Here is a 25,471-nt window from a genome sequence, read left to right as displayed (position 1 = left end):
CACGGGCGGGCGGTGGCGGCCCCGGCACGGGCGGCGGGGACGGGGGGCCCGGACGGACCCCCCGGCCCCTACGGGCGTGGAGCCGGGCGCGGCTGCCGGCCGGCCCCTCCCGGGCAGGCTACCGGCGCCGGACCACTCAGCGGCCGCGCAGCCGCCGTACGAGAATGCTCGCGTCGCCCCGGGACTCCAGATCGGCCAGCACCACCGCGACGGCCTCACGCACTATGCGCCCGCGGTCGACGGCGAGCCCGTGCTCGCCGCGCAGGACGAGGCGGGCGTGTTCGAGGTCCATCAGTTCCTCGGCCGACACATAGACGGTGATCTTCTCGTCGTGGCGCTCCCGGCCGCTGGGCCGGCGGTTGGCCCCACGCCCTCCGCCGCGCCTGCGCTGCTGCTGGGCGGCGGAAGCCGGATCCTGGGAGGCGGCGGGGGTCTGAGCGGCGGAACGCGTCGCCGGGACGGTCTTGGCGCCCGGCGCGGACCGGTCGCCCTCGGCGCCGCGGCTGCGCGACTCGCCCCCGTCGGCGCCCGCCGCCGAGTGCTCCTCACGGGTCCGGGCCGCCGGACGGCCGGAAGGGCCACTGCCGGCCCCTTCCGGGCCCGGTGCGTCCGCCGGGGCCTCGCCCTCACCCGCCGGGGCGGGCACCCGCCCCTCGCTGTTCGCCTTGCGTCGCCGGTCCGCGGGGGATGAGGCCTGGAGCCCCATCCCACCGGTGGTACGGAACAGTTCGTCGGCCCCCGGCAGACTCACTCGGCGTGACACCGGGCGAGCACCTCCCTGGCGAGCTGACGATAGGCGGCGGCGCCGACCGAGTTGGAGGCGTACGTGGTGATGGGCTCGCCGGCGACCGTGGTCTCCGGGAAGCGCACCGTACGGCCGATGACCGTGTGGTAGACGTGGTCGTCGAAGGCCTCGACGACCCGCGCGAGGACCTCGCGGCTGTGCACCGTACGGGAGTCGTACATGGTGGCGAGGATGCCGTCGAGCTCCAGCTCCGGGTTGAGCCGCTCCTGGACCTTCTCGATGGTCTCGGTGAGCAGTGCCACGCCACGGAGAGCGAAGAACTCGCACTCCAGCGGCACTATGACCTTGTGAGCCGCCGTCAGCGCGTTCACCGTCAGCAGGCCCAGCGAGGGCTGACAGTCGATCACGATGTAGTCGTAGTCGGCCATCAGCGGCTTCAGCGCGCGCTGGAGCGTCGACTCCCGGGCCACCTCGCTGACCAGCTGCACCTCGGCGGCGGAGAGGTCGATATTGCTCGGCAGCAGATCCATGTTGGGTACGGCGGTCTTCAGCAGGACCTCGTCGGCCGACATGCCCCGCTCCATGAGCAGGTTGTAGACCGTGAGGTCGAGCTCCATCGGGTTGACCCCGAGACCGACCGACAGGGCACCCTGCGGGTCGAAGTCGACGAGCAGGACGCGGCGTCCGTACTCCGCGAGTGCCGCGCCCAGGTTGATGGTCGACGTGGTCTTGCCGACGCCGCCCTTCTGGTTGCACATCGCGATGATCTTCGCGGGGCCGTGATCGGTCAACGGACCCGGGATCGGGAAGTACGGCAGGGGCCGCCCGGTCGGGCCGATCCGCTCGCGGCGCTGGCGCGCGGCGTCGGGCGCGAGGGTGGCCGCGTACTCCGGATCGGGCTCGTACTCGGCATCGGGGTCGTAGAAGTGCCCCTCGGGCACCTCGGCGAAGTCGGCGAAGTGGGCGGAGTCCCGGCCACTCTCGTTGCCGGCCATGGCGTTCACGTGTAGGCCGTCCATCATCTGGGGGGCTGTCGTCATGTGCTGTTGGGTGGCGAAGGTGCGGACAGCGACGGAGCCGACAGCTTCGAGCCCGATCGGGCCCTGACCCCGTGCAGGCATCCCTGGTTGACCACCCCCGGGAGTAAATGTCGACTCATTCACAAGTCGTCTTACCTCCTTGGACGTGACCAGGAAACTTATCGATAGGTCAGCGTGGCACCATGCCGACGATTGGCGACTCTATGGCGTGTCACCGGTCCGCAGCAACACAATCCGCCGGACCCGGCCCGTTGTGTCGGCAATCGAACACCCCTCTGTCAAGGGTGCACAGCGAGCAAGGCTCACATTTCGCCGCTGCACGAAACGGGTAAAGAGTTACGTTCGAGACGAGTTGCACGGGGACGCCACGGGGCCCGATACGCCTGCGGCCGGACCTTGCTCGGCAAGGTCCGGCCGGACGTAAGAGGTTGACGGAAGGTGTTGACCCGTCAGCCGAGAAGGGTGCTCAGCTCGACGTGCGGGAGCTCGTGGGCCTCGGCCACCTCACGGTAAACGACCTGCCCGTCATGGGTGTTGAGGCCCTTGGCGAGGGCGGCGTCGCGGCGCAGCGCCTCGGCCCAGCCCCGGTTCGCCAGCTCCACGATGTACGGCAGCGTGGCGTTGGTGAGGGCGTAGGTGGAGGTGTTCGGAACCGCGCCGGGCATGTTGGCGACGCAGTAGAAGACCGAGTTGTGGACCATGAAGGTCGGCTCGGCGTGCGTCGTCGGGTGCGAGTCCTCGAAGCAACCGCCCTGATCAATTGCAATGTCGACAAGTACACTTCCGGGCTTCATCTTGGCGACAAGCTCGTTGGTGACCAGCTTCGGCGCCTTCGCGCCGGGGATCAGCACGGCACCGACGACGAGGTCGGCCTCGACGACGGCCTTCTCCAGCTCGAAGGCGTTGGAGACGACCGTCTGCACCTTGGTGCCGAAGATCTTGTCGGCCTCACGCAGCTTGTTGATGTCCTTGTCGAGCAGCGTGACGTGGAAACCGAGACCGACGGCGATCTGGGTGGCGTTCCAGCCGGAGACACCGCCGCCGATGACGACCGCCCTGCCCGCCGCCGTACCCGGGACACCGCCCGGCAGCACACCGCGGCCACCGGCCGAGCGCATCAGGTGGTACGCGCCGACCTGCGGGGCCAGCCGGCCGGCGACCTCGGACATCGGGGCGAGCAGCGGGAGCGCGCGGTTGGCGGTCTCCACGGTCTCGTACGCGATGGCGGTGGTGCCGGACTCCAGCAGCGCGTCCGTGCACTCGCGGGAGGCGGCGAGGTGGAGGTACGTGAAGAGGGTCTGGCCCTTGCGGAGGCGGTGGTACTCCTCGGCGACCGGCTCCTTGACCTTCAGCAGCAGATCGGCGGCGGCCCACACCTCGTCGGCGGTGGGCAGGATCCGCGCCCCCGCGGCGACGTACTCCTCGTCCGTGATGGAGGAGCCCGCCCCGGCGTTCCGCTCGACGAGGACCTGGTGGCCGTGACGGACGAGCTCATGCACTCCGGCAGGGGTGATCGCCACCCGGAACTCGTTGTTCTTGACTTCGCGGGGGATGCCGACCTTCACGTCGATCACGGTCCTTGGCTCGGGGGGCTACCAGGGCATAACTAGACATACCCGGATATACACAGAGTAAATGGAGACGCCGCGAAGGAACGCGGCAGAGCCAGTCTAATGAAGGACTTCACGCTGTCTAGCCTTACAAAGCATTAATTTTCAGTCGCGGCACTACGGATTTCGTAGGTAGATCCCTCCTCAGCCAGCAATCTGTCGGCTGTACCCCTGTGCAGCCCGGCCGCCGCCGGGTCCCCGAGCCGGTCCAGCGTGTCGGCCAGCCTGAGCTGGAGCGCCGCCTGAAGCCGCACGTCCCCGGCCCGCCGGGCCAGCTCGACGGCCTCCCGGCAGGTGTGCAGCGACTCCTGCGGCCGGCCCGCGTACTCCTGCACCCGCGCGGCCTCGCTGAGCGCCCGCGCCTGGGCGGGCACATCGCCGAGGCGGCGGTAGCCGGACGCCGCCGCCCGCCAGTTCCGCAGCGCCTCCCCGTACCGCCCGGCGTACGTGTGCACGGCACCGAGCCGCCCGTACAGCCGCGCCTCGTCCGCCCGCTCCCCCTGGGTGAGGCGCTGGGCGAGCGCCCTGCCGTACCAGTCGGAGGCCCGGTGGAAGTCCCCGAGCTCCGCATAGGCACCGCCCACGGATTCCATCGCGCGTCCCGTCGCGTACGGGTCCTTCGCCTCCCGCCCCGCGTCCAGCGCGGCCCGGTAGCGGGCCAGCGCCTCCCCGGTCCGGCCGGTCCTGGCATCCAGATCGGCGAGATTGAGCAGCGCGGCGGCCCGCTCACGGGGCAGATCCCGGCGCTCGGCCACGTCCAGGACCAGGCCGTGCAGCCCGTACAGCTCGGGCGCGGCGGCCTCGGTGCCCCGGTGGGCGGCCAGCGCGCGCACCAGCGCGGCCACCAACCTGCGTGCCAGGGTGTCGAGTTCACCGTCCTCGACGGCGATCCTGGCCGAGGCCAGCAGGGCCGGCTGGCGGATCCGCAGCCATTCGGCGGCATCCTCCGAGCTGGGGAAGCGCAGCGAGCGGGGCAGTCCGGCGAGCTTGCGGCGGGCGGCGGAGCTCTCCGGTTCGGTGATCGCCCGGCAGGACTGGAGCCGGCGCACCGTCCGCTCCAGCATCCTGGCCCTGGCCAGCTGGATCTCGGCCGGGCGGTCGGACTCCTCCAGCAGGGCCCGCAGCAGCGGGGCCAGGCAGCCGGGCACCTCGTACTGGGGCTGCTGCGCGCCGTTGCTCCGCAGCAGCCCCAGCCGTACGAAGTCGTCCAGCGTCGTCTGGGCGGCCGGCACCGAGCAGCCGGCCAGCGCGGAGGCGGTGTGGGCGTCGGCGAGACCCGCGGGCGCGAGCGCGAGGAAGCGCAGTATCCGGGCGGCGGCCTGCGGGAGGGACTCGTGGACGAGGCGGAAGGCGCGGGCCAGCGGACGTGCCCCGGCCGGCCGCTGCTCCCCGGTGTCCGGCAGCAGGTGCAGCCGCTTGGCGGCATCGGCGACCGAGGTCCCCGGACGGGCCGCGAGCCAGCCGCCGATCAGGACCAGGGCCGCGGGCTGTCCCCCGCACTCCTCGCCGAGGGCCTCCGCGGTCAGCGGGTCGACGGTGATGCGGACCTGGCCGATGATGCGGCCGAGCAGCCGCACGGCGGAGCCCGCGTCGAGCCCGCCGATGGTGCAGGGGCGTACATCGGGGATGCCGGTCAGCGGGCCCGTCGCGGTGGCGACGACCAGACAGTCCGGGCTGTCCGGGAGCAGCGGGTCCACCTGTTCGGCGTCCACGGCGTCGTCGAGCACCAGCAGGACCCGGCGTACGGCCAGGGCCTCGCGCACCATCTCGGAGAGTTCGTCCTCGTCGGCACCGGCAGGGGCCGTCAGGTCGAGCAGGCCGAGGATGTCGCGGGCGGTGCGTTCGGTGGGCACCCGTCCGCCGCCGGGCTCGGTGAGCCCGGCCCGGAGCACCCCGTCGGGATAGTCACCGGTGGCCAGGAGCCGCCGCGCCAGTTCCGCGGCGAGTGCGCTGCGGCCGGAACCCGGGCGCCCGGCGATCAGCAGGACCCGGGACCGCGGTGTCTTGCGGCCTGCCAGCGTGTCCAGACCCGCCCGCTCGATGTCGGCCCGGAGGGCCTTCAACTCGCGCTCCCGGCCGAAGAATTGGGGTGGGGCGGCGCCGGACGGCTCCTCGGTCCCCGCAGGCCGGGCCGGGCCGCTGGTGTCCACCGCCTGATCCGTCACGAGCCACGCTCCACTTCGCTGCACGCGGTGCCCGCCGGGACTCCGGGCGGGACCGTCCGAGCGTAGTTCAGGCGTGCGGACGATCACGGCGGAGCGTGGCGGGAAGGTCCCCCGATCGGATCAGCGTTCTTTGCGATCGTCCGACCGGAGGCTCCGCCCGAAGCCCGGGACAGCTGGGTACCCGAGAGCCGTTCCCGGACCCGGGACAGCCGGACCGTTCGGACCTCGGGCAGCCGGGCCGTTCGAACTCGCCGGGCAGCCGGGCAGCCGGGCCGCTCAGGCCTCGAACGGCCGGGCCGGCCAGGGCGCCCCGGCCGGCCGGAGTGCGTCCACACCCTCGCCCGCGAGTGCCGCGGTGAGTGCGAGCACGCCCACCACGAGGCAGTTGTTGTGCAGGTCCCCGGCGAGCACGCCGCGCACCAGCTCCGTCAGCGGCACCCTGGCCTGCTCCATGTCGGCCTCCTCCTCGGAGACCGCGTACCGCTCGCCCTCGGCCTCGGAGAGGTTCCGGGCGAGAAAGACGCGTACGGCCTCGTCGCAGCCGCCGGGAGTGGTGTAGACGTCGGTCAGCACCCGCCACTCCTCGGCCTTGACGTGCGCCTCCTCGTAGAGCTCGCGCTGGGCCGCGTGCAGCGGGTTCTCACCGGGGATGTCCAGCAGCCCGGCCGGGATCTCCCAGAGCTTCTGGCGCACCGGATGCCGGTACTGACGCAGCACCAGCACCCGGTCCTCCTCGTCGATGGCGAGGACGGCCACGGAACCGGGGTGGACCTGGTAGTCGCGGCGCGCGACGCTGCCGTCGGGCATCACCACGTCGTCGGTGCGGACGCTGGTCTTGTTGCCGGTGAAGGGGGTCACGGTCGCGGTGACCTGCCACTCCTCGGGCGTGTCCTGGAAACCCATGTACGTCCTCCCACGAACAAACGGAAACCGGGGCACGCGTCCGCAAGGACACGTACCCCGGCCAACCGTAGTGCCTCGGCCCTACTCGCCCGTCCCACGGGCGGCCAGCCGGCGCTCCACGGCCGCCTTCACCAGGCCCGCGAAGAGCGGGTGCGGGCGGGTCGGGCGGGAGCGCAGCTCCGGGTGCGCCTGGGTGGCGACCAGGTAGGGGTGCACCTCACGGGGGTACTCGACGTACTCGACGAGCTTGTTGTCCGGGGAGGTGCCGGAGAAGACCAGTCCGGCCTTCTTCTCCAGCTCGGCGCGGTAGGCGTTGTTGACCTCGTAGCGGTGGCGGTGACGCTCCTCCACGTACGGCTGGCCGTCGTACGCCTCGCGCACGAGCGAGCCCTCGGCGAGCTTGGCCGGGTAGAGGCCGAGCCGCATGGTGCCGCCCAGGTCGCCCGCGCCCTCGACGTAGGCGAGCTGCTCCTCCATCGTGGAGATGACGGGGTGCGAGGTGGCGGCGTCGAACTCGGTCGAGTTGGCGTCGGGGATCTCGGCCAGGTTGCGCGCCGCCTCGATCACGATGCACTGGAGGCCCAGGCAGAGGCCGAGCAGCGGCACCTTGTTCTCACGGGCGTACTGGATGGCGCCGATCTTGCCGTTGACACCGCGGTCGCCGAAGCCGCCGGGTACGCAGATCGCGTCGACGTCGGCGAGCTGCTTCGCGGCACCCGCCGGGGTCTTGCAGTCGTCGGAGGCGACCCACTTGACCTTGACCCGGGCCTTGTTGGCGAAGCCGCCGGCGCGGATGGCCTCGGTGACCGAGAGGTAGGCGTCGGGCAGGTCGATGTACTTGCCGACGAGCGCGACGGTGACCTCGTGGTCGGGGTTGTGGACCCGGTCCAGCAGGTCGTCCCAGGTGGTCCACTCGACGTCGCGGAAGGGCAGGTCGAGCTTGCGCACGACGTAGGCGTCCAGGCCCTCGGTGTGGAGCACCTTCGGGATGTCGTAGATCGACTTGGCGTCCACGCAGGCCACCACGGCGGCCTCGTCCACGTCGCACATCAGCGAGATCTTGCGCTTGATGGCGGTGGGGACGTCACGGTCGGCGCGCAGCACGATGGCATCCGGCTGAATACCGATGTTGCGCAGCGCCGCGACGGAGTGCTGGGTGGGCTTGGTCTTCAGCTCGCCGGACGGGCCGATGTAGGGCAGCAGCGAGATGTGCACGACGAAGACGTTGTCGCGGCCGACCTCGTGGCGGACCTGGCGGACGGTCTCCAGGAAGGGCAGCGACTCGATGTCGCCGACCGTGCCGCCGACCTCCGTGATGACGACGTCGACGTCGTCGGTGGCCATGCGGCGGATGCGGTGCTTGATCTCGTTGGTGATGTGCGGAATGACCTGGACGGTGTCGCCGAGGTACTCGCCGCGCCGCTCCTTGGCGATGACCTGGGAGTAGACCTGGCCGGTGGTGACGTTGGCCGAGCCGTCGAGGTCGACGTCGAGGAAGCGCTCGTAGTGGCCGATGTCCAGGTCGGTCTCGGCGCCGTCGTTGGTGACGAACACCTCACCGTGCTGGAAGGGGTTCATCGTGCCGGGGTCGACGTTGAGGTAGGGGTCGAGCTTCTGCATGGTGACCCGAAGGCCACGCGCCTTGAGCAGGGCACCCAGGCTGGAGGCAGTCAGACCCTTGCCGAGGGAGGAGGCGACACCCCCGGTGACGAAGATGTGCTTGGTCGTCGTGGATGTGGGCTGCATAGCCAAAGGGGGCTCCCGTGGTCGCGATGATGAGGTGCGTACCGGCCGCCCAACCGGAGAATCCGGGGGTGCCGTCGCTGCGGTTCGGGGGCCTCGTCCGCTGTCGCGAACGACCACCGGTCCACGGGCTACCAGGGTAACAGCGACGGCGGGAGGCTGCTTCCGGCCACAGCCCTCACACTGGCATCACAGGTTCACCGCACTGGTTTCACGTCCCACCCGTTCGGCTCAGTTGTCTTGCGAAGACCGTGGCGCGGATCTTGCTGGTGCGTCGTATCCTGCTCAAACATTCGCTGCCGAGCCGGCCTGCCAGCGGCACCACCCCAGCCCGCACACCGGTTGCAAGAGCTCGTCGGTTTCTCTACGACCCCCCCTTTGACCAGCAGTAAGAGCCCTCAGGGGCGACATGGCCGTTCGACTGGAGATGCACGTGGCCGGGCGCATCGAGGATTACGCACTCATCGGAGACATGCAGACCGCCGCCCTGGTCTGCCGGGACGGCACAGCAGACTGGCTGTGCCTGCCCCGCTTCGATTCTCACGCCGTCTTCGCAGGACTGCTGGGCACCGAGGAGCACGGCTTCTGGCGTCTGGGACCTGCGCGGGCGGAGGGAGCCGAGCCGCTGTCCGCGGACCGGCGCCGCTACCGCGGCGAATCCCTCATCCTGGAATCGGAGTGGGACACACCGCGCGGCACCGTACGCGTGACCGATTTCATGCCGCCGCGTGACGGCGCACCGCAGCTCATCCGGATCGTGGAGGGCGTCAGCGGCCGGGTGCCGATGCGCTCGGAGCTGCGCATGCGGTTCAGCTACGGCCGGGTGACCCCCTGGGTCCACAAGGTCGACTCCCGTACCGTCGCGGTGGCGGGCCCGGATTCCGTCTGGCTGGACACCGAGGCCGACACGTACGGCAAGAACCTGACGACGTACTCCGACTTCACCGTGGCACCCGGGGACCGGATCACGTTCACGATCAGCTGGCAGCCCTCGCACCACCAGCCGCCCGCGCTTCCGGATCCGGAGGGGTCCCTGGAGGCGACCGAGCTGTTCTGGCGCGACTGGGTCGAACAGTGCACGTACCACGGGCCCTACCGGGAGGCCGTGGTCCGCTCGCTGATCACGCTGAAGGCCCTCACGTACGCCCCGACCGGCGGGATCGTCGCCGCCCCCACCACCTCACTGCCCGAGGACATCGGGGGCTCGCGCAACTGGGACTACCGCTACACCTGGCTCCGCGACGCCGCCATCACCCTCTCCTCGCTGCTGCGCACCGGCTACCGCGAGGAGGCCCGCGCCTGGCGCGAGTGGCTGCTGCGCGCGGTCGCGGGCGACCCGGAGAACCTGCAGATCATGTACGGGATCGCCGGGGAGCGGGAGTTGGGCGAGGCCGAGCTGGACTGGCTGCCCGGGTACGAGAACTCCGGCCCGGTCCGGGTCGGCAACGGCGCGGCGAACCAGCTCCAGCTCGATGTCTACGGCGAGGTCACCGAGGCGCTGCACCTGGCGCACATGACGGGCCTGACCCGCAACGACTACGCGACGGGGCTCCAGCTCAAGCTGATCGAGTATCTGGAGAAGCACTGGTTCGAGCCGGACGAGGGCATCTGGGAGGTGCGCGGGCCGCGCCGGCACTTCGTGCACTCCAAGGTGATGGCGTGGGTCGCGGTCGACCGCACGATCAAGCTGATCGAGTCCGGGGACGCCGAGGGGCCGCTGGAGCGGTGGCGCGAGCTGCGCGAGACCATCCACCGTGATGTCTGCGAGCGGGGCTACGACAAGGACCGCAACACCTTCACCCAGTCCTACGGGTCGAAGGAGCTGGACGCGTCCCTGCTGCTGATTCCGCAGATGGGCTTCCTGCCGCCGGACGACAAGCGCGTCATCGGCACCATCGAGGCGATCCAGCGGGAGCTGTCCACGGAGGACGGCTTCGTGCTGCGCTACCCCACGTCCGGCGAGGACGCGGGCGTGGACGGTCTGGAGGGCGACGAGGGCGCGTTCCTGGCCTGCTCGTTCTGGCTGGCCGACGACCTCGCGATGATCGGCCGGGTCGACGAGGCCCGCCGGCTCTTCGAGAAGCTGCTGTCCCTGCGCAACGACCTGGGCCTGCTGGCCGAGGAGTGGGACTCCCGGCTCCAGCGCCAGGTCGGCAACTTCCCGCAGGCCTTCAGCCATGTGCCGCTGATCGACACGGCACTGCGGCTGACGGCCAGCGGGGCGTACGTCGGCTGACGCGGCGGGGGATCCCGGATCCCCCGCCCGTTCGGGACAGCCCTGGGAAGAGGCTGTCCCGTCGCCGCGCCCTTAGGCTTGAAGGGTCTTCTGCAGCACCCCTCGAAGGGGGGCAACATGACGCCCCGCAGCAGCGGTGACGGCCCCGGCGGGCTCGCCGGGCTCCGTGAGGATCTGACCGGCGACGCCTTCGCGCCCGGCGATTCCGGGTACGACGAGGCCCGGACCGTCTTCAACAGCATGATCGACCGCCGGCCGGCGGTCGTCGCCCAGTGCGTGTCCCCTGCGGACGTGTCACGGGCGCTCCGCTTCGCCCGTGACAACGGCCTGGAGATCGCCGTGCGCGGCGGCGGCCACAGCGTCGCCGGAATGTCCGTGAGCGACGGCGGCCTGGTGGTCGATCTGCGCCGGATGCACGACGTGACCGTCGACCCGCGAGCGGCTTCGGCGCGGGTCGGCGGCGGCGCCACCATGAGCGACCTGGACCGGGCGACCCAGCCGTACGCACTGGCGACCACCGGCGGCCGGGTGTCCACCACCGGCGTGGGCGGATTCACCCTGAGCGGCGGGTCGGGCTGGCTGGAGCGCAAGTTCGGACTGGCCTGCGACAACCTGCTGGCCGCCGAACTGGTCACGGCCGACGGCGGGAGCGTACGGGCCAGTGCCGAGGAGCATCCCGACCTCTTCTGGGCGCTGCACGGCGGCGGCGGGAACTTCGGCGTGGCCACCTCGCTGACCCTGCGCCTGCACCCGCTGCCCGCGATGAGCATCGTGTTCCTGCTGTTCCGCCCGGACGACGGTCCCGCCGTCCTCACCGCCTACCGGGACCTGATGGACTCGGCCCCCGACGAGGCGGGCGGAGGGTGCCTGTACCTGACCGGGCCGCCGGAGGATTTCGTCCCCGCGCACCTCGTCGGAAAGCTGACCTGCGCGGCACTGCTGACCTGGGCGGGCCCCGAGGCCGAGGCACGCGCGGCGGCCGCTCCGCTGCTCGCCCTCCCCCACGAGGCCGAGATCGTCACCGAGATTCCGTACGCGGAACTCCAGTGCATGCTCGACGACCCGCCGGGGATGCGGAACTACTGGTCCGCCGAATACCTGAACGCGTTCCCCGATGCCGCCGTGGACACCTTCTGCGCCGACGCCGGAACGATGCCCGTCCCCTCCGGCTCCCAGCACGTGCTGTTCCCCCTGGGCGGAGCCGTCGCCCGGGGCTCCGCCGACCACCCGCTGCCCTGGCGCACGGCTCCCTGGGCCGTGCACCCCTTCGGGGTCTGGGAGAGCCCGGACGACGACGAGCGGGGCCGTGAGTGGGTCCACCGGGTCCGCGACGACTTCCGGTCGTGGGCGAGCGGCGCCGTGTACCTCAACTTCATCGGCCATGAGGGTCAGGCCCGCGTCGTGGCCGGTGTGGGCACGGACAACTACGCGAGGCTCGCGGCGGTGAAGGCACGGTACGACCCGGACAACGTGTTCCGTCTCAATCACAACATCGAGCCCGCCACCGCCGGCGCATGACGCGGACACCGGCCGCCCGGTAGCTTCCTGACCAGGGCTGTCGCCCTGTCGTACGCGAGTGGAAGCACGAGGCCGGATCCTGTGGAGAGCCAAGGCGGAATCACCGTCCGACGCGCGCTGGAACTGCCCGGCCTGCGCGGCGGGCTCCCGGAGGTGGTGGCCGGTGCCGAGCGGCTGAACCGCACGGTGCGCTGGGTGCACGCGGGCGAGGTGCCGAACATCGCCTCGCTGCTCAAGGGCGGCGAGCTGCTCCTCACCACCGGTCTGGGGCTCGGTACCCGGCCGGCCGAGCAGCGGGCGTTCGTCCGCAGGCTCGCCGACCGCGGCATCGCCGCCCTCGTGGTCGAACTGGGCCCGCGCTTCAGCAGACTGCCCGCCTCCATCGTGGACGCGGCGCGCGCGGCCGGACTGCCCCTGGTCCAGCTGCACCGCGAGGTGCCGTTCGTCGCGGTGACCGAAGAGGTGCACACCGAGATCGTCAACGGGCACTACGCGCTGCTCCAGCAGGCCGAGGAGGTGCACCGGCGCTGCACACAGGCGCTGCTCGGCGGCGGCGGTGTCCCGCAGGTCCTCGGGATCCTGGCGGACTTCACCGCCAACCCGGTCTTCCTCGAAACGCCCGACGGCCAGCTCCTGTACGCGGCGGGCACCGGCACCGGCCCGGTCGGCGCCGACCCGCTCCAGGTCTGGGACGGCATGCGCGGCGGCCGGGCGGCCCGCGAGACACCGCCGGCCGGCGCGGTGCTGGTGGATGTGCCCGGCGGCGGTCCGGGTGCCGGTTCGGTGCGGGCGAGGCTGGTGCTGCTCGCCGTGTCCGGCCCGCTCGTGACGGTGCACCGCATGGCGGCGGAGCGGGCGGCGGGCCTCCTCGCCGTCGTCCTGATGCAGGCCCGGCAGGAGGAGGAGCTGGCGGCCCGCGGCCGGGGCGACTTCCTCACCGACCTCGCGGAGGGCCGGATCGCCCCGGAGGACGCGCCCGCGCAGGCCCGTGTGCTCGGCTTCAAACCCGGCGACACCCCGCTGCTCCCGGTCGTGATGCGGCTGGCCCCCGAGCTGTCCCCCTCGGGCAACTGGGCGCTGCTGGCCCGCGCGGTGCTGGAGGAGCTGTCCTCCGTGGGTGTGCCGGTACTGCTCGGGGTGCGTCCCGTGGAGGGCCGGGTACCGCTGCTGCTGGGCCTGCGCTCGGAGTCGGAGCGCACCGCGGTCGCCGACCGCGTGGCGACCGCGCTGCGGACGGGCGTGGAGCGGGCCGGGCTGGAGCGGGCGGGGGCCCATCCGCCGGTCGTCGTGGTGGGCGTCCCGGGCGGCTGGGCGGCGGCCGGGGCCGGGCTGCGGCACGCCGCGGAGACGGCGGCCGCGGCGCAGGGGCTGAGCGACCGCCCGTGGTACGACGCCCGGCGTCTGGACATCGATCTGCTGCTCTGGCGGCTGCGGGACCATCCGGACCTGGCGGCGTTCGTGGACCGGGCGATCGGCCCGCTGCGCGACCACGACCGCACCTCGCGCCCCCCGCTGCTGCCCACCCTGGAGGCGTATCTCGCCCATGCGGGCCGCAAGGCGGAGACGGCGCGCGAGCTGCATCTGAACCGGCAGACGCTCTACAACCGGCTGGCCCGCATCGGCGAGCTGCTCGGCACCGATCTGGACGACCCGCAAACGGTACTGGCCCTGAGCCTGGCACTGCGGGCCCGCCGCCACGCCGGCTGAGCCGGTCCCGCCGCCCGACGGCCCCGGGGTGAGCCTTTCACCGGCACCCCGGGCACCCGGCGCTCCCCGGGCTCCGGCTCACCACAGCCGGACCGCCGCCGACGGCTGCGCCAACTCGTCGTACACACTCAGCACTTGGGCGATCGTGTCGTCCTCGGTGGGCCAGCCCGCCGCCTGCACCCGCCCCTCCCGGGCCAGTTGCTCGCACCGCGCCGGGTCGCCGAGCAGCCGTACGACGGCACGGGCGAGCGCCTCGGCGTTCCCGTACGGGACCAGTTCGGCGGCGTTCCCGACGAGCTCGGGGACCCCGCCGACCGCCGTGGCCACCAGCGGCACGCCCAGCCGCAGCGCCTCCTGCGCCAGCGGCGACCGGGCCTCCCAGCGGCTGGGCAGGAGCGCCACATCCGCGGCGGCGAGCAGTTCGCCGACGTCCTCCCGGCACCCGATGAGGGCGACGGGCAGTTCCTCGTCCCTGATGCGCCGTTGCAGGGCCGCCCGGTCCCGCCCCTCCCCCGCGATGATCAGCAGGGGCTCGGGGTCGAGCTCCCGCCACACCCGGGCGGCGTCCAGCAGGGTGTGGAATCCGCGGTGCGGTACGAGACTGCCGACGGCCATCAGCAACGGCCGCCCCACCGCCCCCAGTTCGGCCCTCGCCTTGCCGTCGGGGGCCGGGCCGGGGAACCGGGCGGGCGGCACGCAGACCGGTGCGAGCCGGGCGTCGCGGGCGCCCCGGCTGCGGGCCCGGTCCACCAGATCCGACGAGGTGGCGAGCACAACGGCCGCCGCCCGCGCGGCCCTTCGCTCCAGCAGATGCAGCATCCGGCGCCGGGCGCCTTCGGCGTGGGTACGGGTGTGCCAGGTCACGACCAGGGGAACGGTCCGGCCGCTGAGGGCGAGCGCGGTGCGCACGGCCGCGTGCAGCCCATGGGCGTGAACGACGTCCGCGCCCGCGCAGGCGGCGCGCAGCGCGGCGACGGCGGCCGGATCGCTGCGCCGGGGCACGGGGGCGAAGCGGGCGCCCGTGGCAGGGAAGTCATAGGCACGGTCCACCGCTGCGGGGGCGCAGACAGTGACCTGCACCCCTCTGGCGATCAGCCCCGCGGTCAGCGAGCTGACGTGCGCGCTGCTGCCCGCACTGCCGCCGCCCAGGACTTGGACCGTACGCAGCTGTGACACGTCGAATGGCTCCCGGGGCTCCCGAGTCGGTGGTGGGCACTGCGCCAAGGATGCCAGTCCGTACGCACGTTCCGGGACCGCAGGAACGTTGCTGCCGCACCTCCATCGACAACCGGACACACGTCATCACCCACATGGGTGAGATCCATGGCGCGAAATTGCCAGCTCCGGTACGGACCGCCGGGCCGCGGGGACACCGCGAACGTCAGGGCGGCCGGGTGACGGGCCGTTCCCCCGTCACCCGGCCGCCCCTGACCGCCGCCCGCTCCGTATCCGCCGGCTCCGCATCCGCCGGCTCGTATCCGTCCGCTATCCGTCGGCGCGCGCCGTGGCCAGCAGCTCCTCGGCGTGGGCACGGGCCGTTTCGGAGTCCTCCTGGCCGGCCAGCATCCGGGACAGCTCCCGTACCCGGTCCTCGCCCTCCAGGACCGTGACACCGCTGCTGGTCACCGAGCCGTCCACCGTCTTCTCCACCAGCAGCTGGCGGTCGGCGAAGGCCGCCACCTGCGGCAGGTGCGTGACCACCACCACCTGCGCCGACCTGGCCAGCTTCGCCAGCCGGCGGCCCACCTCGACGGCCGCCTTGCCGCCGACTCCCGCGTCGACCTCGTCGAAGAGATAGGTCGGTACGGGGGCGGAGCCCGCGAAGACCACCTCGACGGCGAGCATCACCCGGGACAGCTCACCGCCCGAGGCACCCTTGGCGATCGGCCGGGGCGGCGCCCCGGGGTGCGGGGCCAGCAGCAGTTCGACCTCGTCGGCGCCGGACGGGCCGTACAGGACGCTCCGTCCGCCGATGTCGATGCCGGAGTCCTCGTCCGGCGCCTCGGTCTGCCGGATGGCGAAGGAGACCCGGGCGTGCGGCATGGCGAGGGAGGCCAGCTCGGCGGTCACCGCGTCGGCGAACCGCGTCGCCGCCTCCGTACGGGCGTCGGTCAACGCCTGCCCGAGCCCGGACAGTTCGGCGCGCAGCGCGTCCCGCTCGGCCGTCAGCTCGCCGATCCGGTCGTCGTCGCCCTCCAGCTCGGTGAGCCGCCCCGCGCCCTCCTCGGCCCAGGCCAGTACGGCGGTGATGTCCTCGCCGTACTTACGGGTCAGCGCCGTGAGGGCGGCCCGCCGCTCCTCGACCGCGGCGAGCCGCAGCGGATCGGCGTCGAGCTGGTCCGCGTACCCGGAGAGTTCCCCGGCCACATCGGCGAGCAGGATGGAGATCTCCCCGGTCCGTTCCGCCAGCGCGGCCAGCACCGGGTCATGGGCCCGTACCGCGTCCAGGGACCGCCCGGCGGCCGCGACCACGGTCGTGGCGTCGACGCCCTCCGGGTCCTCGGGGTCACCCACGAGCGCGGTGTGCGCGAGGGCGGCCGCGGAGGCGAGGGCCTCCGCGTGACCGAGTCGTTCGGCCTCGGCGGCCAGTTCGGCGTCCTCCCCCGCCAGCGGGTCGACCGCGGCGACCTCGTTGAGGCCGAAGCGCAGCAGATCCGCCTCCTGGGCCCGCTCCCGGGCACGGGTGATCAGCTCGTCGAGCTCCGAGACGACGGCCCGCAGCCGCCGGTAGGCCCCCCCGTACTTGGCGTACGGCACATCGACGCCGCCGCCCGCGTACCGGTCCAGTGCCTGCCGCTGCCGCGCGGGCTTGAGCAGCCCCTGCTGGTCGGTCTGCCCGTGCACGGCGACCAGCTCGTCGGCGAGCTCGGCCAGCACCCCCACGGGCACGGATCTGCCCCCGAGGTGGGCCCGGGAGCGGCCCTCCGCCGAAACGGTACGGCTGATCAGCAACACCCCGTCGTCGAGTTCCGCGCCGGCCTCCTCGGCGCGCAGCGCGGCCGCGTCGCCGTCGGAGACGGTGATCCGTCCCTCGACGACCGCGGCCTTGGCGCCGATCCGCACCAGGGCAGGGTCGGCGCGCCCGCCGAGCAGCAGCCCGAGACTGGTGACGACCATGGTCTTGCCGGCCCCGGTCTCGCCCGTCACCGCGGTGAAGCCGGGTGACAGCTCCACCACCGCGTCGTCGATGACTCCGAGCGACCGTATCCGCATCTCCTCCAACACGGACATGACCTTACGAGGTCCGCGGCCCGGTGTGCGACGGCCCCCGGTCGTTAATTCACTCTCCCGGGCACCCGAAGGCCCCCCGCGACGGAGCACCGGAAGATCAGTTCGGAGCGCCCCGCCAGCCCGACACGGGCAGCGCGAACTTCGCCACCAGCCGGTCCGTGAACGAGGCCTGATGCAGCCGGGCCAGCCGCACGGGCACCGCCCCGCGCCGCACCTCGACACGCGCGCCCGCCGGGAGTTCGACGGTCCTGCGCCCGTCGCACCAGAGCACCCCGTGCGGGGTGTGCGGCTGGACCTCGACGGCCAGCACGGACGTGGGCGAGGTCACCAGCGGCTTGGCGAACAGGGCGTGCGCGCTGATCGGAACCATCAGCAGCGCCTCGACCTCGGGCCACACGACGGGCCCGCCCGCCGAGAAGGCGTACGCCGTCGAACCGGTCGGGGTGGCGCAGACGATCCCGTCGCAGCCGAATCCGGTGACCGGCCGGCCGTCGATCTCCAGGACGACCTCCAGCATCCGGTCGGGCGACACCTTCTGCACGGCCGCCTCGTTGAGCGCCCAGTCGGTGTGGACGATGTCACCGTTGCTGTGGACGACCACATCGAGCGTCATCCGCTCCTCGACCTGGTACGCACGGGTGACGACCCGGTCGACCACCTTGTCCAGGTCGTCGCGCTCGGCCTCGGCGAGGAAGCCGACCCGGCCGAGATTGACCCCGAGCATCGGGACGCCGGACGCCCGGGAGAACTCCGCGCCCCGCAGCAGCGTCCCGTCACCGCCGAGGACGATCAGCAGTTCGCAGCCGTCCACGGCCCCCGGTGTGGTGTCCGTGACCGTCTCCACGGACGGCGGCAGCGGCAGATCGGCCGCCTCGGTCGCCAGGACCCGTACGCCGAGGCCGCTGCGCAGCAGCCCCTGGACGACGAGCTCCGCGCTCCGGATCGCGGCCGGACGGCCGGTGTGTGCCAAAAGAAAGACTGTTCGTGCCGCATTCGTCGTCAACGAGGCCCCTCCGCCACTGCACGGTCGACATCCGCGGGATCCAGCTCAGGTGCACCGGCCCGCAGCCACAGAAAGTACTCGACATTGCCCGCGGGTCCGGGCAACGGGCTGGCCGTCACGCCCCGGACGCCCAGCCCCAGTCCCCAGGCCCGGCGCGCGACTTCCCGTACCGCCTCGGCCCGCAGCTCCGGGCTGCGCACGACGCCGCCGGTGCCCAGCCGCTCCTTGCCCACCTCGAACTGCGGCTTGACCATGAGGACCAGGTCCGCGTCGGGGGCGGCGCAGCGCGCGAGGGCGGGCAGCACGAGCCCCAGCGGAATGAACGACAGGTCACCCACGACCAGGTCCACCGGCTCGCCGTCGATCGCCTCCAGGGTCAGCTCCCGCACGTTGGTGCGGTCCTTGACGGTGACGCGTTCATCGGACCGCAGCGACCAGGCGAGCTGCCCGTAGCCGACGTCGACGGCCAGGACGTGTCCGGCCCCGGCCCGCAGCAGGACATCGGTGAAACCCCCGGTGGACGCCCCGGCGTCCAGCGCGCGCCGCCCCTCGACCGTCAGTCCGAGGGGTACGAAGGCGGCGAGGGCGCCCGCGAGTTTGTGCCCGCCGCGCGAGACGTACTCGGGGTCGCTGTCGTCCTTGGTGACGACGACCGCGGCACTGGTCTCGACCTGGGTGGCGGGTTTGGTCGCGGTGTTACCGCCGACGGTCACCCGCCCTTCGGCGATCAGCTGGCTCGCGTGCTCACGAGAGCGGGCGAGCTCTCGGCGCACCAGCTCGGCGTCGAGACGGCGACGTACCACTCCTGCCACGTTCGGTTCAGCTCCTGTTGTCGTACGAGGCCATCGGCGCGGGCCCGGGTGCGGGTGCCGGACGGGTGTCCAGCGAGGTCAGCGCAGCACGCAGCCCACGGTGTACATCCTCGTACACATCGATGTGCCCGTCCGCCTGGAGGTGGTCGGCGTCGGCCAGCCGCTCCAGCTGGGCATCGACGTCGGCGCTGCCGGTGGAGGTGCGCCCGACGCCGATGGGTGCGGGGCCGGCCGGCTCGCAGGAGGGCGCGTCGGCGGGCCCGACGGCCGCCGGGGCCGTCGCCGGCTCCCCGGGCGTACTCGCGGGCGCCGTCTCCGGTCCCGGCATCCAGTCGCTCATGCCGAAACGCTACCGCGACGGGCCGGTGTACCGTCGATCATGATGGCGACCATGGCGGAGTGCCGCAGCGCACTCGACAGACTTTCCGAGAATCTCGCAGGAGCCGACGGCGACGTACGCAGCGCTGCTGCCCTCGACCGTTCGCTGAGCTGCCACATCAGGGACCTCGACATCACGTTCACCGGACGATTGACGGATGGCCGGATCCGGGTGCTCGACACGGTCGAGGGCCCGCCCCGGGAGAAGGCCGGGATCCGGCTCGCCATGACCGGCGACGACCTGGTGGCGATGGTGAACGGCGATCTGAACTTCGCCAAGGCGTGGGGATCGGGCCGGGTCCGCCTGGAGGCGGGCTTCCGGGACCTGCTGAAGCTCAGAGCACTGCTGTGAGGGGCGGGGACACCTCCCCGCCCCTCGTTCGGACCGTCCGCCGCTCGTTCGGACCGTCCGCCGCTCGCTCAGACCGTCCGCGCCGAAGCCTTCACCGCACCGAGCCGTCGTCGGCTCCCCCGTCGGCGCCCGTACCGCTGCCCGTTCCCGCCCGGCGCTTCCTGCGCGCGGCGGGCACCACCAGCGGCGTGCCCGTCTCCGGATCGTCGATCACCTGGCACCGCATCCCGAACACCCGCTCCACCAGCTCCGCCGTGACGACGTCCGACGGCGCCCCCTCGGCGAGGACCTCGCCGTCCCGCATCGCGATGAGATGGGTGGCGTACCGGGCGGCGTGGTTCAGGTCGTGCAGCACCGCCACGAGCGTGCGTCCCCGCGTCTCGTGCAGCTCGGCGCAGAGGTCGAGCACATCGATCTGGTGCTGGATGTCGAGATACGTCGTCGGCTCGTCGAGGAGCAGCAGCGGGGTCTGCTGCGCGAGCGCCATGGCGATCCACACCCGCTGACGCTGACCGCCGGACAATTCGTCGACATAGCGATCGGAGAGCTCGGCCACGCCCGTCGACTCCATCGACTCGGCCACGACGCGCTCGTCCTTCGGCGACCACTGACGCAGCAGCCCCTGGTGCGGATACCGGCCGCGGGCGACGAGGTCCGCGACGGTGATGCCGTCCGGGGCGATGGAGGTCTGGGGCAGCAGCCCCAGCGTCCTGGCGACCTGCTTCGCCGGCATCCGGTGGATGGTCTGCCCGTCCAGCAGCACCTGCCCGGCGCTCGGCTTCAGCATCCGGGCGAGCGCACGCAACAGCGTCGACTTGCCACAGGCGTTGGGCCCGACGATCACCGTGAAGGAGTTGTCGGGAATCTCCACCGAGAGGTTCTCGGCGATGATCCGCTGGTCGTAGCCAAGGGTCACCGAGTCCGCGGTGAGGCGCTGCATGGTCGTACTCCCGGAATCGATGGGCGGGCTCCGCGCGGTGCGCGCGCCGGGCGCGAGCCGTACGGAGGGGCGGGCAGAAGGGCGGACAGGAACCCTGGAGAACCGCAGACCACCGACCACCGGCAAGTTAGGTTAGCCTACCCTCCACCTGGAGGCCGTTCCCCGGAGCCACCGGCCGGCCCTCCTACAGTCCGAGTACGGCGATCGACTTCCCCGCGTCCAGCCCGCACGAACCCTCGCCGGCGAAGGTCCACGCGGCCCCGCACAGCGCCCGCAGCCCGTCGAGCACGTCGTCGTTGCCGTCGCCGCCCTCCAGCACCAGGGCCTCCTCGCGTACGAAGGCCGTCCAGTCCCCGCACCGGAACACCTCACCGGCCACCGTCACCTCGGGCTGCCCCGTCAGCAACCCCCGCAGGTCCCGGTCCACATAGGTCGGCCGGTGGTGCGGCCCGGCGGCCAGCAGCCGCGCCGCGTCGGTCACGCCGGTCAGCACGAGCAGCGAGTCCACGCCCCCGTTGAACGCCCCCTCGATGTCCGTGTCCAGACGGTCGCCGACCACGAGCGGCCGCTCGGCCCCGGTCCGCAGCACGGTCTCACGGTGCATGGGGGGCAACGGCTTCCCGGCGACCTGGGGCTCGGCGCCCGTGGCGATCCGTACGACCTCCACCGCGGCACCGTTTCCGGGCGCGATACCGCGGGCACTCGGAATGGTCAGATCCGTGTTGGACGCGAACCACGGCAGCCCCCGGGCGATCGCGTAGCTCGCCTCGGCGAAGCGCCCCCAGGCCATGTCCGGCCCGCCGTACCCCTGTGCCACCGCGACCGGTTCGTCGTCGGCGGAGTCCACCGGCACCAGACCGCGCTCGCGCAGCGCGACCCGCAGCCCCTCCCCGCCGATCACCAGCACCCGGGCACCGGGCGGCAGCTGATCCGACATCAGCCGGGCCACCGCCTGCGCCGAGGTGATCACATCGGCGGGTTCGGCCGGTACGCCCAGCTCGGTCAGGTGCTCCGCCACCGCGTCCGGTGTCCGCAGCGCGTTGTTGGTCACGTACGCGAGATGCATCCCGCCGTCCCGCGCGGTGCCCAGCGACTCGACGGCGTGCACGATCGCCTGCCCGCCCGCGTACACCACCCCGTCCAGGTCGAGCAAGGCCGTGTCGTACGCCTCGCTCAGCGCCGTGCGACTTGCGCGCGGCCGGGACGCGTACTGCTGGTCACTCATATGTTCTCGCTCCTCGATACATGCTTCTCCCCCGATCATCGCGCATGCGCCGAGCGCACATACGATGCAGTAATGAACACATCAGGTCCCGCCGTGCCAGGGCTGCGGCTGATCCCGTTCCGCGGACTGCGATACGTCCCCGAGCAGGTGGGCAGCCTCGCAGCGGTGACCTCGCCCCCGTACGACGTCGTCGTCAGGCCCGACGGACTGCACCACCTGGAGTCGGCGGACCCGCACAACATCGTCCGGCTGATCCTGCCGCAGGCGGACACCGCCGAGGCCCGTCACCGGCAGGCCGCCGAGACCCTCGGCCGCTGGCTGGCGGAGGGCGTCCTCGCCCCGGACCCCGCACCGGCGCTCTACGTCTACGAGCAGCGCAACAGCGAGATCCTGCAGCGCGGGCTGATCGGCGCCCTGGCGCTCTCCCCCGCGGCCGACGGCATCGTCCTCCCGCACGAGGACGTCATGGACCACATCGTCGAGGACCGGGCGGACCTCATGCGGACGACCCGGGCCCACCTGGAACCGCTGCTTCTCACCTACCGCGGCGACGACCGTCCGACGGGCGTGGCCGACGTCATCGAGCGCGTCACGGACCGCCCGCCCCTGCTCGCCACCACCACGGAGGACGGTTTCAGCCACCGCCTCTGGGCCGTCACCGACCCCGCCGAACGAGCCGAGGCGGAGACCGGTCTCTCCCACCACCAGGCACTGATCGCCGACGGCCACCACCGCTGGGCGACGTATCTGCGGCTCCAGCGCGAGCAGACCGCGCCCGGCCCGTGGGACTTCGGCCTGGTCCTCCTCGTCGACACGGCCCGCTACCCGCTCCAGGTCCGCGCCATCCACCGGCTGCTGCGCGGCCTGCCGGTGGCGGAGGCGGTGGCGGCCCTCACCGGCCTCTTCCGCGTACGGGAGACCGACGGGCCGCTCCCCCACGCCCTCGACGCCCTGGCGGGGGCGGCGGCCGAAGGCAACGCGTTCCTCCTCGCCGGCAACGGCGGGTTCCACCTGGTGGACCGCCCGGACCCCGCGCTCCTGGCCCGTACGGTCCCGGCCGACCGACCGCCGGCCTGGCGCACCCTGGACGCGACAGTCCTGCACTCCACCCTGCTGGACCACGTCTGGCGAATCCCCGACGCCCCCGAACACATCTCCTACATCCACGACACCGCGGCCGCCGTCGAGCAGGCCGAACGGCTCGGGGCCACGGCCGTGCTGATGCACCCGGTACGTGAAGAGGTCGTCCGGGACCTGGCCAGGCAAGGCGTGACCATGCCCCGCAAGTCGACGTCCTTCGGCCCCAAGCCGGCGACGGGCCTGGTACTGCGCAGCCTCGCCATCGACTGAGGACTCCGGAAACGGAAAAGGGCGGCACTCCGGAAGGAGTACCACCCTTTCTTCACCGTTTGTTACGCCTTGGCGGAACCGTCCGCCTCGTCGTCGCCCTCGTCGTCTTCGTCCTCGTCGTCTTCTTCGTCCGAGGCCTCAGCGACATCGAGGTCCCCGTCCGGGGCCGCGCCGGCGTCCGCTTCCGCGCCCGACGCCTCCTCGTCCCCGAGGGCGTCCACGAACTCCACGCCGTCCAGCTCGGCGAGCCGGTCCGACGCGTCGGTCGAACCGTCCTTGTCGGCCTCCAGCGCCTTCGCGAACCACTCACGTGCCTCGTCCTCGCGCCCCGCTTCGAGCAGGGCGTCCGCGTACGCGTAGCGAAGACGCGGCGTCCAGGGCTGAACGGAACTGGAAGCGAGCTCGGGGCTCTGCAGCGTGACGATGGCGGCGTCGATCTGCCCCATGTCCCGGCGGGCCCCGGCCGCGACGAGACGCATCTCGACCTGCCCGGCCTTGTCCAGCTTCTGCACCTCGGGCTCACCGGCCATGGCCATGGCCCGCTCGGGCCGCCCCAGCCCACGCTCGCAGTCGGCCATGACGGGCCACAGGTCCACGGACCCGGTCATCCGTCGTGCCGCCCTGAACTCCGCCAGCGCCTCGGCGTACTTCTGCGTCGCGTAGGCCGCGAAGCCGGCCGCCTCACGCACCGCCGCGACCCTCGAAGCCAGCCGCAGGGCGATGCGTGCGTAGGCGTATGCCTGCTCGGGGTCCTCGTCGATCAGCCGGGCCACCATGACGAGGTTGCGCGCGACATCCTCGGCAAGGGTCTTCGGCAGGCTCATCAGCTCCTGCCGCACGTCCTTGTCGATCTCGTCGCCGGTGACGTCATCCGGGATCGGGAGGCGCTTGATCGGGTCGCGGTCGCGGTCCCGGTCATCACGCCGCCCGAAGCCACCGCGGTCGTCGCGCTGCTGACCACCGCGGTACCCACCACGGTCATCATCACGACGCGGCCCACGATCACGGTCACGGTCGTCGCGACGGAAGCCACCGCCGGTGCCGCCACTGCGGTTGTCGTCGCGGCGGAAGCCGCCGCCGGAGGGGCGGTCGTCGTCGCGACGCGGCCCACGCGGCCGGTCATCACGACGCTCGAAACCACCACCGGGACGCCCACCACGGTCGTCACGGCGGAAGCCACCACCGGTGCCGCCGCCACGGTTGTCGTCGCGACGGAAGCCGCCGCCGGAGGGGCGGTCGTCATCGCGACGCGGCCCACGATCACGGTCACGGTCGTCACGACGGAAACCGCCACCGGCGCCGCCACCACGGCTGTCATCACGACGGAAACCACCACCGGTGCCGCCACCGCGGTTGTCGTCACGGCGGAAGCCGCCGCCGGAGGGGCGGTCGTCGTCGCGACGCGGCCCACGCGGCCGGTCATCACGACGCTCAAAGCCACCACCGGGACGCCCACCACGGTCATCGCGCTGCTGACCACCGCGGTACCCACCACGGTCATCATCACGACGCGGCCCACGATCACGCTCACGGTCGTCACGACGGAAGCCACCACCAGCGCCGCCACCACGGCTGTCATCGCGGCGGAAGCCACCACCGGTGCCGCCACGGTTGTCGTCACGACGGAAACCACCACCGGTGCCGCCGCCACGGTTGTCGTCGCGGCGGAAGCCGCCGCCGGAGGGGCGGTCGTCGTCGCGACGCGGCCCACGCGGCCGGTCATCACGACGCTCGAAACCACCGCCGGGACGCCCACCACGGTCGTCACGGCGGAAGCCACCACCGGTGCCGCCGCCGCGGTTGTCGTCGCGACGGAAGCCGCCGCCGGAGGGGCGGTCGTCATCGCGACGCGGCCCACGCGGCCGGTCATCACGACGCTCAAAGCCACCGCCCGGACGCCCACCACGGTCATCGCGCTGCTGACCACCGCGGTACCCACCACGGTCATCATCACGACGCGGCCCACGATCACGGTCGTCGCGACGGAAGCCACCACCGGAACCGCCACTGCGGTTGTCGTCGCGACGGAAACCGCCACCCGTGCCACCACCACGGCTGTCGTCACGACGGAAACCACCGCCGGCGCCACCGCCACGGCTGTCATCGCGACGGAAACCGCCACCGCCGCCCGAGGGCCGGCTGTCATCACGGCGGAAACCACCGCGGTCGTTGTCACGTCGAGGCGCTCCGGAACCGGACCGGTCGTCACGACCACCGCGGAAACCGCCCCGGTCACCACCGTCCCGGCGACGCGGCTCGCGCTCCGGACGATCGTCGGGAGAGTTGGTGGACATGGGTGTGACTCCTGTCTTCGGGTACCACAGACATTCTCGCGCAGCCGACGATCCGACGCGCTTCGACAAAAACAAAAGGACCCTTGGTCCCAGCGTGAACGCTGGGACCAAGGGTCCTTGAAAGATTGTTCGGCGGCGTCCTACTCTCCCACAGGGTCCCCCCTGCAGTACCATCGGCGCTGAAAGGCTTAGCTTCCGGGTTCGGAATGTAACCGGGCG

General features: G+C 72.2%; 20 protein-coding genes and 1 rRNA gene. 5 read left to right on the top strand and 16 right to left on the bottom strand.

The window, feature by feature from the left end; all coding sequences use genetic code 11:
* Positions 1-136: 136 nt before the first annotated feature.
* The 6 genes from ACIGJO_RS34560 to ACIGJO_RS34535 form a co-directional block, all read right to left on the bottom strand.
* Entirely contained in the window at positions 137-751 is a 615-nt protein-coding gene (locus ACIGJO_RS34560) for a hypothetical protein (protein ID WP_399965227.1), read from the bottom strand.
* Positions 748-1,866: a ParA family protein gene (locus tag ACIGJO_RS34555; protein WP_266929476.1), complete on the bottom strand. Its 1,119-nt coding sequence runs from the start codon at positions 1,864-1,866 to the stop codon at positions 748-750. Before ACIGJO_RS34555 ends, ACIGJO_RS34560 begins: the two co-directional genes overlap by 4 nt.
* A gap of 368 nt (positions 1,867-2,234) precedes the next feature.
* On the bottom strand, positions 2,235-3,350 hold the full coding sequence (ald, locus tag ACIGJO_RS34550; RefSeq protein ID WP_399965225.1) for an alanine dehydrogenase: 1,116 nt from the start codon (positions 3,348-3,350) through the stop codon (positions 2,235-2,237).
* A gap of 143 nt (positions 3,351-3,493) precedes the next feature.
* Positions 3,494-5,560: a tetratricopeptide repeat protein gene (locus ACIGJO_RS34545; RefSeq protein ID WP_399965153.1), complete on the bottom strand. Its 2,067-nt coding sequence runs from the start codon at positions 5,558-5,560 to the stop codon at positions 3,494-3,496.
* A gap of 276 nt (positions 5,561-5,836) precedes the next feature.
* The gene (locus tag ACIGJO_RS34540) at positions 5,837-6,463 is read right to left on the bottom strand and encodes an NUDIX hydrolase (protein WP_266929478.1); all 627 of its coding nucleotides are present in this window, start codon (positions 6,461-6,463) and stop codon (positions 5,837-5,839) included.
* An 81-nt stretch (positions 6,464-6,544) separates the two neighbouring features.
* Entirely contained in the window at positions 6,545-8,209 is a 1,665-nt protein-coding gene (locus tag ACIGJO_RS34535; protein ID WP_399965151.1) for a CTP synthase, read from the bottom strand.
* Positions 8,210-8,639: 430 nt separating this feature from the next.
* On the opposite strand from ACIGJO_RS34535, the gene ACIGJO_RS34530 reads away from it, so the two are divergent.
* The 3 genes from ACIGJO_RS34530 to ACIGJO_RS34520 all read left to right on the top strand — a co-directional run bounded on the left by ACIGJO_RS34530 (position 8,640) and on the right by ACIGJO_RS34520 (position 13,667).
* On the top strand, positions 8,640-10,442 hold the full coding sequence (locus ACIGJO_RS34530; protein ID WP_399965223.1) for a glycoside hydrolase family 15 protein: 1,803 nt from the start codon (positions 8,640-8,642) through the stop codon (positions 10,440-10,442).
* 117 nt (positions 10,443-10,559) lie between these two features.
* A complete protein-coding gene (locus tag ACIGJO_RS34525; RefSeq protein WP_399965149.1) occupies positions 10,560-11,960 on the top strand; it encodes an FAD-binding oxidoreductase in 1,401 nt (466 codons plus the stop codon).
* Between the two features lie 81 nt (positions 11,961-12,041).
* Entirely contained in the window at positions 12,042-13,667 is a 1,626-nt protein-coding gene (locus tag ACIGJO_RS34520; protein ID WP_399965147.1) for a PucR family transcriptional regulator, read from the top strand.
* Between the two features lie 78 nt (positions 13,668-13,745).
* Here the strand turns inward: ACIGJO_RS34520 and ACIGJO_RS34515 are convergent, their stop codons facing one another.
* The 5 genes from ACIGJO_RS34515 to ACIGJO_RS34495 all read right to left on the bottom strand — a co-directional run bounded on the left by ACIGJO_RS34515 (position 13,746) and on the right by ACIGJO_RS34495 (position 19,053).
* A complete protein-coding gene (locus tag ACIGJO_RS34515) occupies positions 13,746-14,843 on the bottom strand; it encodes a glycosyltransferase family 4 protein (protein WP_399965145.1) in 1,098 nt (365 codons plus the stop codon).
* Between the two features lie 309 nt (positions 14,844-15,152).
* A complete protein-coding gene (gene recN / locus ACIGJO_RS34510; RefSeq protein ID WP_399965143.1) occupies positions 15,153-16,898 on the bottom strand; it encodes a DNA repair protein RecN in 1,746 nt (581 codons plus the stop codon).
* A 97-nt stretch (positions 16,899-16,995) separates the two neighbouring features.
* Positions 16,996-17,901 (bottom strand): NAD kinase, encoded by a 906-nt coding sequence (locus ACIGJO_RS34505; protein WP_399965141.1) that lies wholly within the window; start codon positions 17,899-17,901, stop codon positions 16,996-16,998.
* Positions 17,898-18,713, bottom strand: coding sequence for a TlyA family RNA methyltransferase (locus ACIGJO_RS34500; protein WP_399965138.1), 816 nt, complete (start codon positions 18,711-18,713; stop codon positions 17,898-17,900). Before ACIGJO_RS34500 ends, ACIGJO_RS34505 begins: the two co-directional genes overlap by 4 nt.
* Before the next feature lie 7 nt (positions 18,714-18,720).
* Positions 18,721-19,053 carry a hypothetical protein gene (locus tag ACIGJO_RS34495; RefSeq protein ID WP_399965136.1) on the bottom strand — a complete coding sequence of 111 codons (333 nt, stop codon included), beginning with the start codon at positions 19,051-19,053 and terminating at the stop codon, positions 18,721-18,723.
* Between the two features lie 42 nt (positions 19,054-19,095).
* Here ACIGJO_RS34495 and ACIGJO_RS34490 point away from each other — a divergent pair, with 42 nt between their 5' ends.
* Positions 19,096-19,443 carry an SCP2 sterol-binding domain-containing protein gene (locus ACIGJO_RS34490; RefSeq protein WP_399965134.1) on the top strand — a complete coding sequence of 116 codons (348 nt, stop codon included), beginning with the start codon at positions 19,096-19,098 and terminating at the stop codon, positions 19,441-19,443.
* 91 nt (positions 19,444-19,534) lie between these two features.
* Here ACIGJO_RS34490 and ACIGJO_RS34485 read toward each other — a convergent pair whose 3' ends face one another.
* Both ACIGJO_RS34485 and ACIGJO_RS34480 read right to left on the bottom strand, forming a co-directional pair.
* Positions 19,535-20,383 carry an ABC transporter ATP-binding protein gene (locus ACIGJO_RS34485; RefSeq protein WP_399965132.1) on the bottom strand — a complete coding sequence of 283 codons (849 nt, stop codon included), beginning with the start codon at positions 20,381-20,383 and terminating at the stop codon, positions 19,535-19,537.
* Between the two features lie 184 nt (positions 20,384-20,567).
* Positions 20,568-21,608 (bottom strand): HAD hydrolase-like protein, encoded by a 1,041-nt coding sequence (locus ACIGJO_RS34480; protein ID WP_399965130.1) that lies wholly within the window; start codon positions 21,606-21,608, stop codon positions 20,568-20,570.
* Between the two features lie 72 nt (positions 21,609-21,680).
* On the opposite strand from ACIGJO_RS34480, the gene ACIGJO_RS34475 reads away from it, so the two are divergent.
* Positions 21,681-22,958: a DUF1015 family protein gene (locus ACIGJO_RS34475; protein WP_399965128.1), complete on the top strand. Its 1,278-nt coding sequence runs from the start codon at positions 21,681-21,683 to the stop codon at positions 22,956-22,958.
* Positions 22,959-23,020: 62 nt separating this feature from the next.
* Here ACIGJO_RS34475 and ACIGJO_RS34470 read toward each other — a convergent pair whose 3' ends face one another.
* From ACIGJO_RS34470 to rrf, 3 genes are all read right to left on the bottom strand, one after another.
* Positions 23,021-23,782, bottom strand: coding sequence for a tetratricopeptide repeat protein (locus ACIGJO_RS34470; protein ID WP_399965125.1), 762 nt, complete (start codon positions 23,780-23,782; stop codon positions 23,021-23,023).
* A complete protein-coding gene (locus ACIGJO_RS34465; RefSeq protein ID WP_399965123.1) occupies positions 23,782-25,173 on the bottom strand; it encodes a hypothetical protein in 1,392 nt (463 codons plus the stop codon). The genes ACIGJO_RS34470 and ACIGJO_RS34465 overlap by 1 nt, the downstream gene beginning before the upstream one ends.
* A gap of 206 nt (positions 25,174-25,379) precedes the next feature.
* Positions 25,380-25,471: ribosomal RNA gene (gene rrf / locus ACIGJO_RS34460) — 5S ribosomal RNA — on the bottom strand; the annotation flags it as partial.

The sequence above is a fragment of the Streptomyces sp. NPDC079020 genome (assembly GCF_044542225.1).
In the GTDB taxonomy this organism is placed as follows: domain Bacteria; phylum Actinomycetota; class Actinomycetes; order Streptomycetales; family Streptomycetaceae; genus Streptomyces.
The sequence above is the reverse complement of the archived record's forward strand: the minus strand, read 5'-3'. Positions and strand labels throughout refer to the sequence as shown.